Below are 14,261 nucleotides of genomic sequence, written 5' to 3'. Positions count from 1 at the left end.
CTGTGGTTAGAGCGGCAACGGTGCACGGGCCGAAATCAATCGGGCCTCGCGCAGGGCCTGCCAAAAGGCTGCGGGAATTTTCTCTGACAACGCCGCGACGTCTTCAGCAATGCGCCCCGGACGACTGGCACCCGGAATCACTGCCGCCACTGCCGGGTGAGCCAGGGAGAATTGCAGTGCAGCGGCTTTCACACTCACGCCATGGGCCGCGGCAATCGCCTTGATCTGCTCGACCTTGCTGATGATCGCCGGGCTGGCTTTCTGGTACTCAAAATGTGCGCCGCCCGCCAGGATCCCGGAGCTGTAAGGGCCACCGACCACGATCTCGACGTTCTGCGCCTGGGCTGCATCCATCAAGCGCTGCAAGGCGCGTTCATGGTCGAGCAAGGTGTAGCGTCCGGCAAGCAGGAAACCGTCGGGCTGGGCTTCGGCCAGGTCCAGGGTCAACTCGCAAGGCTCGACCCGATTGACGCCCAGGCCCCAGGCCTTGATCACGCCTTCTTCACGCAGGCGGGTCAGTACTTTGAAAGCACCGGTGCGCGCCTGATTGAAGTAGTCCAGCCATTGATCGCCGTAGAAATCCTGGGCGATGTCGTGAATCCACACGATATCCAGGCGGTCGGTTTGCAGGCGGTTGAGGCTGTCTTCGATGGAGCGCAGGGTGGCATCGGCGCTGTAGTCGTTGACCATCTTGTTCGGCCGGCCATGTTCAAACACGCCGCTTTTCTCGCCGAGGTCGCGGGCGCTTTCTTCCACTTCATCCAGGATCACCCGGCCGACCTTGGTGCTGAGCACATAGTCGTCACGGTTGTACTTGGACAGGGCCTGGCCCAGGCGGATTTCCGAGAGGCCCGAGCCGTAGAACGGTGCGGTGTCGAAGTAACGCACGCCCTGGTTCCAGGCTGCTTCAACGGTGGCTTGCGCCTCCTCTTCAGGAATCGCACGGAACATGTTGCCCAAGGGGGCGGTGCCAAAACCCAGCACGCCGGGCAGTTTGTCATTCAAGCTCATGGGGTAAATCCTCAAGATTGTTCAAGGTCGCTGTGTTGACCGTTGAGCAGATCGTAGATTGCAGAGATCGGACCGTCCAAGACATACTGCGACCAACTTGAGTCCCTTAAGGTCTGACATGATCGACTTCCGCCAATTGCGCTACTTCGTTGTAGTCGCTGAAGAAGAACACGTGGGGCGTGCTGCCGAACGGTTGCACATCTCCCAATCGCCCCTGAGCCGGCAGATTGCCCAATTGGAAGAGCGCCTGGGCCTGACCCTGTTCGAGCGCAGCCAACAGCGCATCCGCCTGACCCGCGACGGCCAGACGTTCCTCGCCGAAACCAAGGCGCTGCTGACCCACGCCAACCGCCTGGAGTCATTGGGCCGGCGATTGGGTAAAGGCGAAGAAGGCGGACTGTGCATCGGCTACATCGAAAACGCCATGCACGCGGGGGTGCTGCCCAACGCCCTGAAGGTACTGCGTGACGCGCGGCCCAACGTGCATATCGCCCTGTACAACCTGCCCTCCGCCGAACAGCTGGAAGGCCTGCGCCAACGCAGCCTGGATATCGCTCTGGTGGGTGAACCACCGGCGGCGGATGACCCGGACCTGATGGCATTGCAAGTGCTGGACGATCCGATGCTGCTGGCGCTGCCCGAGCAGCATCCGCTGGCCAGCGTCAGCGAGTTGCTGCCTGAGCATCTGGCCGAGCAGCAATGGATTGGCGTGCAGCGCAAAGCGGGTGCAAACCCGGCGGATGACTTTGTTGCGGCGTGCATTCGGGCAGGGTTTACCCCGCAGATTCCGATGGAAGCCAGCGAGCCGTTTACCGCGTTGGGATTGGTGGCGTCGGGGTTGGGTGTGGCGATGGTGCAGAAGGGTCTGAGCCGCAATGCACCGCCGGGCGTTGTGCTGCGAGAACTGCCGTGGCTGACCTACACCACGCCGCTGTGGGCGGCGTGGCATCGGATCAACTTGCGGCCGCTGGTGGAGACATTCAGGAAAGTCCTGACAGAGCCCCTGTCACCTGTGGGAGCCGGGCTTGCCCGCGATGCAGGCACCTCGGTCTGTCAGTAAGACCGCGGTGATGCCATCGCAGGCAAGCCAGCTCCCACAGGGTTTCGGTGTCGCAGTTGAACGTGTGGTGGATCAGTACCGCCAATGCCCCGGCACCCATAACCACTGCCCGTTCCCCCAGCGATAGTGCCCCCGCACCCACTGATACCCTGGCGCCGGCGCCACCGGCACCACCTCGACCAAAGGCGGCGGACGCCGCGGATGAACAGGCTCGACAATACAACCGGACAACGCAGCCGCCATCAACGTGGCGGCCAGCGTAGCTTTGAATAGGCGGGACATGGCACGGTTCCCCAATGAGATTGGCCTTCGCCTGAGTGGCGGGCCTACCCGGGTTAAACGCCGCCAACCGGGAAAATCCGTCGCCCGTCTCGGTTATTAATGCTCGTTCCCACGCTCTGCGTGGGAACGCATCCCGTGACGCTCCGCGTCACCACTGCGCAAGACTTGAACCTTGCATCGCCAACTGGACGCAGAGCGTCCGGGGCGGCATTCCCATGCAGAGCGTGGGAACGATCTTCAGTGGCTCTTGGCGACCTTGCCCTTCGCCTGCCCCTTCATATACAACGCCTCCACCAACCGCTGGCGCTCATCCCGGGGCAAGGTGCTGGCGAACTGCGCCAGGGTGTTGTCCACCAGCGCCCTGAGCGCCATGTCCGCCTCCCGGGCCTTGCCCAAATCCGTCACCAACGCCTCACGGTCGAGAGTCGGCGCCTCCAGTTGCTTGATCACGTCCAGCCGCGCCTCGCGCCCGGCAAGTACCAGCGGCTGGCTGTCGGCGCGGTTCTGGCGCAACAACTGGCGCAGTTCCTTGCGCCGTTCCGGCGGCAGCTTGACCATCGCCTGGCGCAGGCCATGCTGGTTAACCACCGCCTCGGCGGGCTTGGTGTTCGCCAACCAATGGTACAAGCCACCGCCGACACCGCCGATCAAAAACACGTTGAACAACACCGACACAACCAGCAGCGGCTTCAGGTACTTGGGTGACGGGGTCATTGCTCGCTTTCCTCGGCGTTGACGGTGAAGACGACTTCGGCGTCGCCCTGGTCGAAGACACTCGGCAGTACTTCAGGGCCAAGCATGGGCAACGGCACGCTCAACGACGCCACCAGGATTCCGGCGGCGACCCCGGCGATGCCCACGCCAACAAAACCGGCCGGCGACAGCCAGCCGGCGTAGCGCGCCCAGAAGGACTGGCGCTGGGGAAACGATTGGCGAATCTGCCGCGCCAGCGCCGGGTCGACGGGTGCCAGTTGATAGCCGTCCAGCTGGCCGTCGAGCCATCGCGCCTGATGCAGCACCTCAAGGAGGCTGGCATCGCCTGCATCCAGCAGGGCCTGGGCCTCGGCCTGTTCGGCGCGCGGCCAACGGTGCAAGTGGCCGCCGTAAGCCTCGGCCAATTGGGCAAATCGTTCAGGCGTCATGGTTTTCCCCTTCCTGGGCGGGCGGGCCCGGGTGTGTCGTCAAGGTAACTGCGCAGGTTGCGCCGGGCCCGTGACAGCAAGCTCTCCAGTGCCTCGACGCTGATGTTCATCAGCGCCGCGGCGTCGATATTCGACAGCTCTTGGTAATACTGCAACACAATCGCCTCACGCTGGCGATCAGGCAGCGACGCTAACGCCGCCGCCATGTGCTCACTGCGGGCGGCCGCTTCCAGCTGTTCATCGGGCGCAGGCGCTGTGTCGACCACCTCGCTCATCGCCTCCTCATCGTGCAGCGGGCGCTCCTTGCGCCGACGCAAATGGTCGTGGCACAGGTTGAGTGCCACGCGGTGCAGCCAGGTGTCGAAACGCGCTTCGCCACTGCGCCAGCTTGCAGCCTGGCGCCAGATACGCAGGAAGCTTTCCTGGGCCACGTCCCTGGCCTCGTCGGCATCCCCGAGGATCCGACTGGCGAGCGCGAGCAAACGCGGCAGTTTGCGCGTCACCATTTCGTTGATGGCCGCCGGTTCGTTGTTACCGATGCGGGCCAACAGCTCAACGTCCGGATCAGTGTCTTTCAATAGGGCAAGTCTCGGTCCGGTGGCTAAGGGTCAGGTTGACGGAATGCTCAGCGGATCCAGTGCCCTTCTCTCCAGTACCAGTTGGGGCCGCGCGATTCCCAGTGGCCAGGTTCCCAACGGGCGTTGCGCATCACCGGCTGCCAGTGGCCCGGTACCCAGGCATAACCGCGCCCTTCGTAGCGCCAGTGCCCGCGATCCCACACATAGCCAGGGCGTTCGACGGGAACGGCCTCGACGCGCATCGGCGGTGGCGCTTCGCGGATGATCACTTCGGTCTGGGCAAAGGTCGGCGTGCTGACCAGGGCGGCCAGTGCCAGCGGGATCAACAGGGCATAACGTAATTTGGCCAGCGGTCGTGCAAGTCTCATGACAACTCCTTCATCGGCGATCGCCAGTGATCGCAGTTGTAGGGTTGAACGGCAGGTGTCCGAAAATCCGTCGCAACAAAAAGAACTTTTTATCGCGACCGCTCAGGACGGCAGGCAGGGCCAGTATTGCCCAGGGTTTGCGGGGAGTTGATGAAATTGTTGAAAGGCCGCGACGGATTTATCCATATGGCCGCGTTCAAGGGTTAACCGTTGGTAATCGACAGGCGCGTTCTGTTGGTTGGCGACGCCCATCACCTTGAGGAAATCACCATGTCTCGTCGAATTTCACTGCTGGTTGCCGCCGTCCTGCTCATGAACCTTGGCGGCTGCGTGTTCCTGCCGGGGCACCGCGAGCATTGCTGCTGGCGCGGTTACGGGGTAGTGACTACCCCGACGGCACAAGCGATCTCCTGATCCGCTAACTGACCGCTGCAAAACCCCTGCGCCCGGCCTTGATCTCGGTGCGCAGTTCGCCAATCAGGTTTGAGATGGAACGGATGCTGTCCAGACCCTGGGGCGACACACGGGGCAGCAGCAGGTCGACGCGCCCGGAGGCCGGGTCGAAGATGTTGATGCGCAGCGAACCGTCGCTGTTCAATGAGCAGTCACAGGCGAGGGGCAGGAAGCCCGACTCCATGATGTGGCGAAACTCGGCGATCGAAATCATGCGGGCACCCTTCCCTGTACGGGGCTCGGAGGACGTGATCCGTCTAGGGTAGATGAGCTTTTTCAAACTGCCCGGGAATTAATGCAAAAGTGATACTTGGTGCGCATTTCGGCTAAAACCGCTGGCCGGCTGACGCCAAAAAAACCACACCGACACCCTCTTATCCGATGCCGCGCGAAGGGCTTGCTTCCTGGCGATGATGGCCAGATGCTCTGGTTTTTTTCCGACACCGAGAGCACTCCGCATGAGCATCGAACCTTTGATCGAACCCGACAGTGCTGTGTACAAGACGTTGCTGGAATCGACCAAGGCCATTCCCTGGCGTATCGACTGGGCAACCATGACTTTCAGCTACATCGGCCCGCAGATCGAGGCGCTGCTGGGCTGGACGCCGCAGAGCTGGGCCACCGTGGACGACTGGGTGGAACGCATGCACCCGGATGACCGCGAATACGTAGTCAACTTCTGCGTCTCGCAGTCCCGGGCCGGGGTCGATCATGAAGCCGATTACCGGGCGCTGACCGCCAGCGGCGAGTACGTGTGGATTCGCGACGTGGTGCACGTGGAGCGCAAGGACGGCGAGGTGCAGGCGCTGATCGGCTTCATGTTCGACATCAGCGAGCGCAAGAAGACCGAAGAACACCTGATTCGCCTGCAGAAGCAGCTGGAGGAGTATTCGTTCCAGGACGGCCTCACCGGCATCGCCAACCGGCGCATGTTCGACACCGTGCTGGCGCGGGAATGGACCAGCGCCCAGCGCAGCCAATTGCCGCTGTCGTTGATCCTGTTGGATATCGACTATTTCAAGCAGTACAACGACCTCTACGGGCATATCAAGGGCGACGAATGCCTGCGCCAGGTGGCACGCACGCTGTCGCAGGCGGCCAACCGGCCACGGGACTTCATTGCGCGCATCGGCGGCGAGGAATTTGTGTGGTTGTTGCCGGAAACCGATGCCGAGTCGGCACGGCGCGTGGCCGAACGCTGCCTGCACTTGATCCGCCAGCAGCAGATCGCGCATGAGCACTCGGCGGTGTCGGACCTGCTGACACTGAGCCTGGGCGTAGGCACTTGCACGGTAACGCCGGGCGGCGCGGCGCTGGCCTTTGTCGAAGCCGTCGACAAATTGCTGTACCAGGCCAAGCGCAATGGGCGGATGCGCGCAGAGTTTGCCGACGTAGAGGATTGATACAACGCTCAAATCGCGGGCAAAAAAAATCCCAAGTAGCTGATGGAAACTTGGGATTTAAAAATGCATAAACCGTGGGAGGTAAACGCCCGGCTATATTACCCAGCGGGAAAACTTGTAACAAGATAATTTTCAACCTTTCGTCGGATTAAAACAGCGCTAAGTCATTCAATAACCACACTTTTTTAATGGATCCGATTATTGGAAATGCCACTTTTTGGTGCAATAACAGCGCATCGTTAAACAAACTTCGCTATTTAATTCCGCGATAAAAATAAGGTTATTGATTAAAAGTGCGTGGGCTTCTTCAAATAGTGCTGATACAGGTGTTTGCACGGATCCACCAACACAAGTTCGTCCTGGGGCGTGGCGCGCGAAACACTGGCTGCCTGACGGCATAACGCCAGGCGCTCCGCCGCCTCTTCCCGCTGCCGGTCGACCTGGGCATTGAGCCGAACGAAATAAGTCCCCAACAACACCGCGACACATAGAACGCCGACGCCAAAATAGCGCAAGGCGTTGGATTGAGGGGGTTCCAGCTCACTCATACACTCATTGCACCTTGTGTTTCTGATAGCGAACATCGTCGCCCTCGGCCGTGTCGACCACTGCCCAGCCAAGCCGCTGGTAAAAACCGTTGGCACGGATCTGATCCCGCCCATCCGTGATCAGGAAGAGCGTGTCGTGGTGCTCGAACAGCGCGGCCTCGGCCACTGCCATCAATTGGCGGCCCAACCCAAGGTTCTCGTGAGACGGCAATACAAACAGGGCGAACACCTCGCCTTCGGCAAGATCAACCATTGCAAACGCGACAGGCCTGCCGTCCAGTTCGGCAAGCCATACGCAAGGCGCCTCGCGCATGCTGTCGGCGACGACTTGCGGGGTAATGCCCAGCTCAGCCATCTGCTCGCGGCTTAAGTGGTTCTGCACCACGGCGGTGCGAATGTCGAAAATGGCATTGATATCGCCCGGAGTTGCCAACCGTATAACCGAACCCATGTGCACCGCCTCCCGATGAGACGCTCAATTGTATGTAAATTGAAACACATCGGTTGTGGTGGATTTGTAAAACAGTCAGCCGGATTGCGCGTTAATCCTGCTCACGCCGCCTGAACTGCCCCGGCGCCAGCCCGTGGGCCTTGCGGAAACACCGGGAAAAATACGCCTCGTCGGTAAACCCGCAACGGTGCGCAATCGCGCCGATCATCTGCGGGCTGTTGAGCAGCAGCGTGCGCGCCAGTTGCATGCGCCGGTCGAGCACCAACTGGGAGAAGGGTTTGCCGGTTTCCTTGCGCAACAGGTGGGTCAGGTAGTTGGGCGACAGGAACGCCGCCGCCGCGGCATCCGTCAGGTTCAGCGACGGCTCGTGCAAATGCTCGCGGATGTAGCCTTGCACCCGGGCCAGGGCATCCTTGCGCCCACGCCGGGTGGCGTTGTTGGCGGCGAACGCCTGGAGCGGTTCGGCGTACTGTTGGCACACCAGCCCGATCAACTGGAACAGGTAACCCTTGAGCCGCTCCCGGGCGCCGAAGCTGCGGTGGGCGTCCAGGCTGCGCATGTGTTCCAGCCAGGTTTTGACTTCTTCGAAGGCCGCGTCGTCGAGGATGAAGTCCAACTGCTCCTGGAAGCGGAACGGCGACAGCTCCGGCGCCTGGCCGATGGGGATGTCTTCCAGGTCCAGCGGATCGCAGGTCAGTTGCGGCAGGAAAAAACCCTGGCTGAAATTGATCAGCATGAAGTCGCCGTCGTCGGGATGGGGAATCACGTGCAGGCGATGGGGCAGGATAAAGGCCAGGGCCTTTTTCGGGAACGGGCGCACCGCACCGCCGATGTGCTGCACAGTGTCGCCGCCCAGGTTGATCTGAATCTGGAAGTATTCGTGGCGATGGGGACTGGTCAGCGCCGCCCTGCCCCGCTTGTCGCGGATGTAGAAGTCGGAGCGGTCGCTGCGTTGTTCCATGCCATAGGTGGTGATGCGGGTGCCGGGCATACGCGTTTCTCGGGGGGCCTGGGCACCACTGTAGCGTCAACCCTGGCCGAGGGTGAAGCTCAGTTCGGCCAGGCCGTCGATCCCGGCGGTCACCACATCGCCCGGTTGCAAGGCGCCGACGCCCGCCGGGGTGCCGGTGAAGATCAGGTCGCCGGCCTTCAATGCCACCGATTTGGACGCGTGGCTGATCACCTCGCTGACCGACCAGATCTGGTCTGCCAGATCGCCCACTTGGCGTTGCTCGCCATTGACCTTGAGCCAGATACGCCCGCTGACCGGATGGCCGACGGCACTCACCGGCTGCAACGGGGTGCAGGGTGCCGATTCATCGAAGGCCTTGGCCCATTCCCACGGCCGCGACAGCTTTTTCGCCTGGGCCTGGAGGTCGCGGCGGGTCAGGTCGATGCCCAAACCGTAACCCCAGATATGCGCAAACGCATCTTCCGGGGCGATGTCCACGCCGCCCTTGCCGATGGCCACCACCAACTCGACTTCATGGTGCAGGTCGGCGGTCAATGGCGGATAGGCGATCACGCCCTCGGCAGGCACCACGGCATCCGCCGGCTTCATGAAAAAGAACGGCGGCTCGCGGTCGGGGTCGTGGCCCATTTCGCGGGCATGTTCGCTGTAGTTGCGCCCGACACAGAACACCCGGCGCAGCGGGAAGCGGGCGTCGTCGCCGTGGATGGCAAGGGACGGGGTTTCGTTGGGGGTGATGACGTAGCGGGTCATGGCATGTGCCTCTTCGATTACCTGGGGCCAGTATGCGGACGGGCTCCGGGGCGAAGTTGGACAGGCTTACGCAGATTTTGTACTGGGCGGTGCATCGGTCACTTTGCCGAGCGAACCCAACACTGCTAGCCTCATCGCGCTTTCAACCCCTGATCCCGCAGAAAGGACTCTGATGAACATCATTCGCGCCGTCGCCCTCTTCGCCGCCTCATTGTTCTCGATGAACACTTCAGCCAAGGCCCCGCTTCCGGGATTCCAGTTGCCCAAGGCAGATTCGGAATATGACGAGAAGGTGTTGGCGGATATCAAGAAGATCGGCTGGCACCATGTGCATGTGCGGGCTGAAGACGGTGAGCCTTCGTTCGCCTACTCCCTGGGGTTCTACGCCAACTTCGGCCAACCGGAAATCATCGTATTCGGGCTGCCCCCGCAGATTGCCCAGCAGTTGCTGAACATCGCCGCGATCCGCTTTGCCGGTGCAAAAGCCGCCTATGAAACCTACAAGCCCTATGACGATATTGCCGAAGGCATGCGCATCGCCTTCATTCCTGTAGACCGCAGGCACTACCGCGAGTACCTCGGTTATGCCGGCTGGTTCTACGCCTCGATCAAAGCTGATTTCCCTGCGTTGCAAATGGTCTGGCCGGACAAACAAGGGCGCTTTCCGTGGGAGCCCAACTACGACCAGTCGTTCTCAAGGCTCCAATTGCTGCTGGATAAATAAGGGTTATTTACGCGCCAGCTTGTAGCGCAAACAGTCCTGATAAAAACTCTGGCGAATCACCTCGGGCTTGACCCGCGAACGGCTGTCGTAGGTCTGTTCGGTGATGCCCATGGCCATCATGTGCATCCAGGGTTTCTTGAACTGGTAGGTCTTCAGCTTCTGCCGCGCGGCGTACAGCGAGACGCCCGACAGCTTCAATTCCTGGGCCCGGGCGGCGGTGCCAGCCCCCCAACTGCACATGTACTTGTCGTTGTCCCGCAGCTCCCGTGCCTCAACCGAAACCGCCCCACCCGCCAGGGAACAGGCGATCAGCATGATTCCAACATTGCGCATTTGCATCCCGCCTAACCACCTGAAAATAAAAGTGATTTTGGCGAGGATTTTGTTACAAAGGGGCCAGCAAATTGCCTTATCGGTGAATTTTCCGACCTGAAACCGAACCGAGTAACAGCGTTGCCATTCAGGCATTTTGCCACTATTGGTTGCCGATGGCCCATTGCCTGACGATAATCGCGGCGCTCTCCCACACTCACGCAAGGAAACGCCGTGAAAAAGCTTCTACTGTTGACCCCATTGCTCGCGCTGCTGTTGCAAGGCTGCGGCGTCACCATGACGCAATACGAGCCGAACTTCGATAACGTCCAGGTCCTCAAGCAGGCAGCGCCGCTGCAACCCGTCAGCAATGCCCAGGTGACGGCCGCGTCGGGCGAAGGCTCGTTGTCTGTACGTGCCAACCCGATCCGCTCGCCCAGTGGCAGCATCCCGGCGCATATCCAGGCTGCAATCACCCAGGAACTGCAACTGGCAGGCCTGCTGAACCCGCAAGCAGAACGTCATCTGCAAGTGCTGGTGGTGAAGAATTCGCTGTCGGCAGGCATGGGCTCCGGCAACGGCACCCTGGCCGCGCGGTTTACCCTGCTCAAGGGCAATGACGTGGTGTACGACGCGACCAAGGAAGTGAATCACACCTGGCCCAGTTCGTTCTTCGGGTTCATTGCGATCCCGAATGCCGCCAACGCCTACAACCCGATGGTGCGGGATTTGCTCAAGTCGCTGTACAGCGACCCGTTGTTCATCAAGGCGCTTAAGTAAGGCCTGGGCTGCGAGGATCGGCCACCCTGCCCTCGCAGCTGTTTCAAACGTTCAGTTACGTGTCACGCCCGTGGCACGCCGGCATCCAGCGCCGAATACTTCAGGTTATTACCGTCGACCATTTGCTTGAGCAGGGCATTGACCTGGCGGGTGAAGGTATCGGTCACCGCGTCTTTCGGCGTATTGGCCATCAACGGGATGAACCAGATGCCCATCCAGGTATTGATCGAGTCGTGGTTGGAGCCGGTGCTCAGTGCCTGGCCTTGTGCGTCCACCGATTCCAGCTTCATGGTGTACTGATCAGTCCCCAGCGCCGGAATGATGGTGAAGGTAAAGCCGCTGATAAAGGCCAGTACCAGTTGGCCGCCACCCGGTGGATGGTTGTAGACCTTCAGGCGCAGGCTGTAATCGCCTGGCTGCTTCTGGAATTCATCCAGGGTCACGCGACCAAACAGGCCGGAGTCAGTCAGGACTTTCTGCAGCTGTGGCTTGAGCATCTCACGCGCTTGTGGGACTTCGGCCGCGGCGGCATTTGTCGGCTCGCCCTGGTAGAACTTGAAGTCTACGTAGACGTTCGGTTTGTTGGCGTAGCTGGCCTTCGATGGCAGCGTGACGGGTGCCACTTCGTCTTTCGTGAAGCTGGCGCAGCCGCCCATCGACAACGTGATCAGGGCCAACCCCAGCATTTTTCCAATGTGCATTACGACTTCCTTAGTGAATGGAGCGTCTCCATGGCCGGAGTTGCTGGGGGCGGATGATAAAGAGTGGGCGGCGATGTTAAAAGGCCACCTCCCATAAAATACTGACGATCACTGTAGGAGCGAGCTTGCTCGCGAAAATCGTTAACGATAACGCAGCGTGTCTGGCTTAGCGCGCTGCTCTCAGGTTCTTCGCGAGCAAGCTCGCTCCTACAGTAAATGGGTGTTTACCACTGATAGGTCGCACTGGCCTGCACGGTACGCTGCGAGCCATACCAGCACCACGAGTAGGAATAGCAGGACGCGACGTACTCTTTATTCGCCAGGTTGGTGGCGTTCACTGCCAGGCGCAGGTTGTCACCCTGACGATTGATGTGCGGGATGTCGTAGTGCACCGCTGCATCGAACAAGGTGTAGCCCGGCACCTTCAGGGTGTTGGCGGTATCGCCCCAGGAAGAACCGACATAGCGCGTACCGGCGCCTACGCCGAAGCCCTTCAGCGTGCCGTCGTGCAGGGTGTAATCCGCCCAGGCCGACGCGGTATGACGCGGCACCGCGTAGGTGGTGGTGCCTTCGGCCGCAATGGCCGGGCCGACACCGATGTCGCTGATGGGCGCATAACGCACGGTGTTGTTGGATTTGCTGATGCGGTTATCCAGGTAGGCATAGGCCGCAGTGATATCCAGGTTGTCGTTCAGGCTGGCCTTGCCTTCCAGTTCAAACCCGCGGGATTGCACTTCACCGTCCTGAATCTGGCAACGCGAGCCGTTGCACAGGTGGGAAGCGTCCGGGTCCAGCGTCGGTACGTTGGTCTGGCGGAGGTCGAAAATGGCAGCCGTGATGAAGCTGTTGCTGCCCGGCGGCTGGTACTTGATGCCGATTTCCGTCTGCTTGCCCTCGGTCGGCTGGAACGTCGAACCGCCGTAGCCCGTGCCGGATTGCGGCTGGAAGGATTCCGAGTAGCTGACATACGGCGCCAGGCCGTTATCGAACAGGTAGACCAGGCCCAGGCGGCCGGTGAAGGCCTTGCTGTCCTGGGACGACTTGGTCTTTTTCTGGGTGGTCATCGCCAGGGTACTGTTGTCGGTGCTGGCCCAGTCATAACGCCCGCCCATCAACAGCACCCATTTGTCCCACTTCATCTGCTCTTGCAGGTACACCCCCGTTTGCTCGCTGCGCGAGGTGGCGTCGCTGGTGTAGGCCGGCACCGGCACGGCCGCGCCGTAGACCGGGTCGAAAATATCCAGCGTAGGCCCTGCCGTGTACACGCCGCTGCCCGACTTGGTGTCGGTGCTGGTGTTCTGGTAGTCGGCGCCCATCAGCACGGTGTGCTGCAACGGCCCGGTGTCGAATTTGGCCTGCAACTGGTTGTCGAGGGCATAGGCGTCGATGTTCACGTCGCTGGCGATGGTCGAGCGGCGGATGGTGCGGTAATCGCTCTCCAGGTAGTTGCTGTAGAGGCTGCGGTATTGCCCTTCGCTGCGCAGGTAGCGCGCATTCTGGCGCACGGTCCAGACATCGTTGAAGTGATGTTCGAAGGCGTAGCCGATGGAGTAATACTCGCGGTCGCTCTTCTCGAAGTTTTTCTCGCCGTCGTAGAAATCCACGTCGATCTTGCGCCCCGTCGGGCTGTGCAGCACCGAGCCCCAGGCTGGCATCGAGCCGTAGGACGCGCCCTTGGGGTCCTTCTGGAAGTGCCCGAGCAAGGTCAGCGAGGTATTCTCGTCCGGGCGCCAGGTGAAGGCGCTGGACAGGGACTGGCGACGGGTTTCGGTGTGCTCGATCTGCCCGTCGGCATCGTCGAACAGGCCGGCAACGCGGTAGGAATACACGCCTTGGTCGTCCAGCGGGCCACTCAAGTCAAAGGTCGTGCGCTTCTTGTTGAAGGTCCCGTACTCGACGCCGACTTCATGGAACGGCGTGTCGAGCGGGCGTTTGCTGACCATGTTGATCACGCCGCTGGGGGTGCCCTGCCCGTACAGCACCGACGCGGGCCCGCGCAGCACTTCGACGCGCTCCAGGTCGAAGGCGTCTTTTTGCGGCAAGGCATCCCGGCTCGACGGCATGCGCAGGCCGTCGAGGTAGGTCGCCGGGGTGAAGCCACGGATGGTCAACTGGTCGAGACGCGAGGCGGTGGAGCCACGGGTTTCCGGGATCACGGCAGCGCTGTAGCGCAGGATCTGGTTGAGGCTCTCGGCGTTCTGCGCGCGCATCTGGTCTTTGGTGACCACGGAGATCGACTGCGGGGTTTCGATCAGTGCGGTGTCGGTCTTGGTGCCCGACAGGCTGCGGGTGGCCACGTAGCCAGACACCGGGCCGGTGGGGCTTTCCGACTGGTATGCGCCGCTGATGGTGGTGGCCTGCAACTCCATGGCGCCATCGGTGTGCGGGATGGCTTCGAGACGGTAGCGGTCGTCGGCGATCTTCAGGGCTTGCAGGCCGCTGCCGGCCAACACTTGGGCCAGGGCGGCGTCGGTATTGTATTGCCCGTTCAGGCCATTGCTGCGTTTGCCGCGGGTCAGGCTCGAATCAAAGGCCAATACCAGGCCCGCCTGTTCGGCGAGGCTGTTGAGGGCCTGGCTCAGGTCACCGGCGGGAATGGAGAACGCAGCGCTTTCAGCCGCGTAGGACGCTTGAACGGTCAGCAGGGGTACGGCGGCAAACGCCATCGCCACTGAAAGGGTCAATGGCTGTAAAGGACGAGCAAGGCGCGACATGAGAAGTCCTG

At 61.3% G+C, this 14,261-nt stretch carries 19 protein-coding genes; 5 read left to right on the top strand and 14 right to left on the bottom strand.

All coding sequences use genetic code 11. The annotated features are described in order from the left end of the window. Positions 1 to 6 precede the first annotated feature (6 nt). A complete protein-coding gene (locus HX824_RS23165; protein WP_177055128.1) occupies positions 7 to 1,011 on the bottom strand; it encodes an aldo/keto reductase in 1,005 nt (334 codons plus the stop codon). 118 nt (positions 1,012 to 1,129) lie between these two features. On the opposite strand from HX824_RS23165, the gene HX824_RS23160 reads away from it, so the two are divergent. Next, positions 1,130 to 2,071: a LysR substrate-binding domain-containing protein gene (locus HX824_RS23160; protein WP_008435969.1), complete on the top strand. Its 942-nt coding sequence runs from the start codon at positions 1,130 to 1,132 to the stop codon at positions 2,069 to 2,071. A gap of 72 nt (positions 2,072 to 2,143) precedes the next feature. On the opposite strand, the gene HX824_RS23155 is transcribed toward HX824_RS23160, so the two are convergent. The 5 genes from HX824_RS23155 to HX824_RS23135 form a co-directional block, all read right to left on the bottom strand. Continuing rightward, positions 2,144 to 2,353 carry a YXWGXW repeat-containing protein gene (locus tag HX824_RS23155; RefSeq protein WP_080673247.1) on the bottom strand — a complete coding sequence of 70 codons (210 nt, stop codon included), beginning with the start codon at positions 2,351 to 2,353 and terminating at the stop codon, positions 2,144 to 2,146. A 237-nt stretch (positions 2,354 to 2,590) separates the two neighbouring features. Next, positions 2,591 to 3,067: a periplasmic heavy metal sensor gene (locus HX824_RS23150; protein ID WP_003219717.1), complete on the bottom strand. Its 477-nt coding sequence runs from the start codon at positions 3,065 to 3,067 to the stop codon at positions 2,591 to 2,593. Then, positions 3,064 to 3,495, bottom strand: coding sequence for a hypothetical protein (locus HX824_RS23145; protein WP_003219715.1), 432 nt, complete (start codon positions 3,493 to 3,495; stop codon positions 3,064 to 3,066). The genes HX824_RS23150 and HX824_RS23145 overlap by 4 nt, the downstream gene beginning before the upstream one ends. Further along, positions 3,492 to 4,073: an RNA polymerase sigma factor gene (locus HX824_RS23140; protein ID WP_087694119.1), complete on the bottom strand. Its 582-nt coding sequence runs from the start codon at positions 4,071 to 4,073 to the stop codon at positions 3,492 to 3,494. Before HX824_RS23140 ends, HX824_RS23145 begins: the two co-directional genes overlap by 4 nt. 47 nt (positions 4,074 to 4,120) lie before the next feature. Next, positions 4,121 to 4,441: a YXWGXW repeat-containing protein gene (locus tag HX824_RS23135; RefSeq protein ID WP_003219711.1), complete on the bottom strand. Its 321-nt coding sequence runs from the start codon at positions 4,439 to 4,441 to the stop codon at positions 4,121 to 4,123. Positions 4,442 to 4,711: 270 nt separating this feature from the next. On the opposite strand from HX824_RS23135, the gene HX824_RS23130 reads away from it, so the two are divergent. Then, positions 4,712 to 4,855, top strand: coding sequence for a hypothetical protein (locus HX824_RS23130; RefSeq protein ID WP_166742173.1), 144 nt, complete (start codon positions 4,712 to 4,714; stop codon positions 4,853 to 4,855). Between the two features lie 4 nt (positions 4,856 to 4,859). Here the strand turns inward: HX824_RS23130 and HX824_RS23125 are convergent, their stop codons facing one another. Further along, the gene (locus HX824_RS23125) at positions 4,860 to 5,108 is read right to left on the bottom strand and encodes a DUF1652 domain-containing protein (RefSeq protein WP_008435982.1); all 249 of its coding nucleotides are present in this window, start codon (positions 5,106 to 5,108) and stop codon (positions 4,860 to 4,862) included. Between the two features lie 244 nt (positions 5,109 to 5,352). Between HX824_RS23125 and HX824_RS23120 the strand changes: the two genes are divergently transcribed. After that, a complete protein-coding gene (locus tag HX824_RS23120) occupies positions 5,353 to 6,297 on the top strand; it encodes a diguanylate cyclase (RefSeq protein ID WP_177019752.1) in 945 nt (314 codons plus the stop codon). A 287-nt stretch (positions 6,298 to 6,584) separates the two neighbouring features. Here HX824_RS23120 and HX824_RS23115 read toward each other — a convergent pair whose 3' ends face one another. The 4 genes from HX824_RS23115 to HX824_RS23100 all read right to left on the bottom strand — a co-directional run bounded on the left by HX824_RS23115 (position 6,585) and on the right by HX824_RS23100 (position 9,019). Continuing rightward, positions 6,585 to 6,845, bottom strand: a complete 261-nt coding sequence (locus HX824_RS23115; protein ID WP_003219703.1) for a hypothetical protein — start codon at positions 6,843 to 6,845, stop codon at positions 6,585 to 6,587. Between the two features lie 4 nt (positions 6,846 to 6,849). Then, the gene (locus HX824_RS23110) at positions 6,850 to 7,296 is read right to left on the bottom strand and encodes a GNAT family N-acetyltransferase (protein ID WP_003219700.1); all 447 of its coding nucleotides are present in this window, start codon (positions 7,294 to 7,296) and stop codon (positions 6,850 to 6,852) included. Positions 7,297 to 7,387: 91 nt separating this feature from the next. After that, the gene (locus HX824_RS23105) at positions 7,388 to 8,287 is read right to left on the bottom strand and encodes an AraC family transcriptional regulator (RefSeq protein WP_087693025.1); all 900 of its coding nucleotides are present in this window, start codon (positions 8,285 to 8,287) and stop codon (positions 7,388 to 7,390) included. 36 nt (positions 8,288 to 8,323) lie between these two features. Then, entirely contained in the window at positions 8,324 to 9,019 is a 696-nt protein-coding gene (locus HX824_RS23100; RefSeq protein ID WP_177055127.1) for a fumarylacetoacetate hydrolase family protein, read from the bottom strand. A 172-nt stretch (positions 9,020 to 9,191) separates the two neighbouring features. Between HX824_RS23100 and HX824_RS23095 the strand changes: the two genes are divergently transcribed. Continuing rightward, on the top strand, positions 9,192 to 9,743 hold the full coding sequence (locus HX824_RS23095; protein WP_003219697.1) for a DUF4262 domain-containing protein: 552 nt from the start codon (positions 9,192 to 9,194) through the stop codon (positions 9,741 to 9,743). Positions 9,744 to 9,746: 3 nt separating this feature from the next. Here HX824_RS23095 and HX824_RS23090 read toward each other — a convergent pair whose 3' ends face one another. Continuing rightward, complete coding sequence (locus HX824_RS23090; protein ID WP_023658946.1) at positions 9,747 to 10,076, bottom strand: hypothetical protein; 330 nt, start codon at positions 10,074 to 10,076, stop codon at positions 9,747 to 9,749. Between the two features lie 213 nt (positions 10,077 to 10,289). On the opposite strand from HX824_RS23090, the gene HX824_RS23085 reads away from it, so the two are divergent. Continuing rightward, positions 10,290 to 10,835: a hypothetical protein gene (locus tag HX824_RS23085; RefSeq protein ID WP_003219695.1), complete on the top strand. Its 546-nt coding sequence runs from the start codon at positions 10,290 to 10,292 to the stop codon at positions 10,833 to 10,835. A 62-nt stretch (positions 10,836 to 10,897) separates the two neighbouring features. Here HX824_RS23085 and HX824_RS23080 read toward each other — a convergent pair whose 3' ends face one another. Both HX824_RS23080 and HX824_RS23075 read right to left on the bottom strand, forming a co-directional pair. After that, positions 10,898 to 11,536 carry a hypothetical protein gene (locus tag HX824_RS23080; RefSeq protein ID WP_003219694.1) on the bottom strand — a complete coding sequence of 213 codons (639 nt, stop codon included), beginning with the start codon at positions 11,534 to 11,536 and terminating at the stop codon, positions 10,898 to 10,900. Positions 11,537 to 11,760: 224 nt separating this feature from the next. Further along, positions 11,761 to 14,250 carry a TonB-dependent siderophore receptor gene (locus HX824_RS23075; RefSeq protein ID WP_032899465.1) on the bottom strand — a complete coding sequence of 830 codons (2,490 nt, stop codon included), beginning with the start codon at positions 14,248 to 14,250 and terminating at the stop codon, positions 11,761 to 11,763. Positions 14,251 to 14,261 lie beyond the last annotated feature (11 nt).

The organism is Pseudomonas sp. D4002 (assembly GCF_013385665.1).
GTDB lineage: Bacteria > Pseudomonadota > Gammaproteobacteria > Pseudomonadales > Pseudomonadaceae > Aquipseudomonas.
This window is presented reverse-complemented; position numbering and strand designations above follow the sequence as displayed.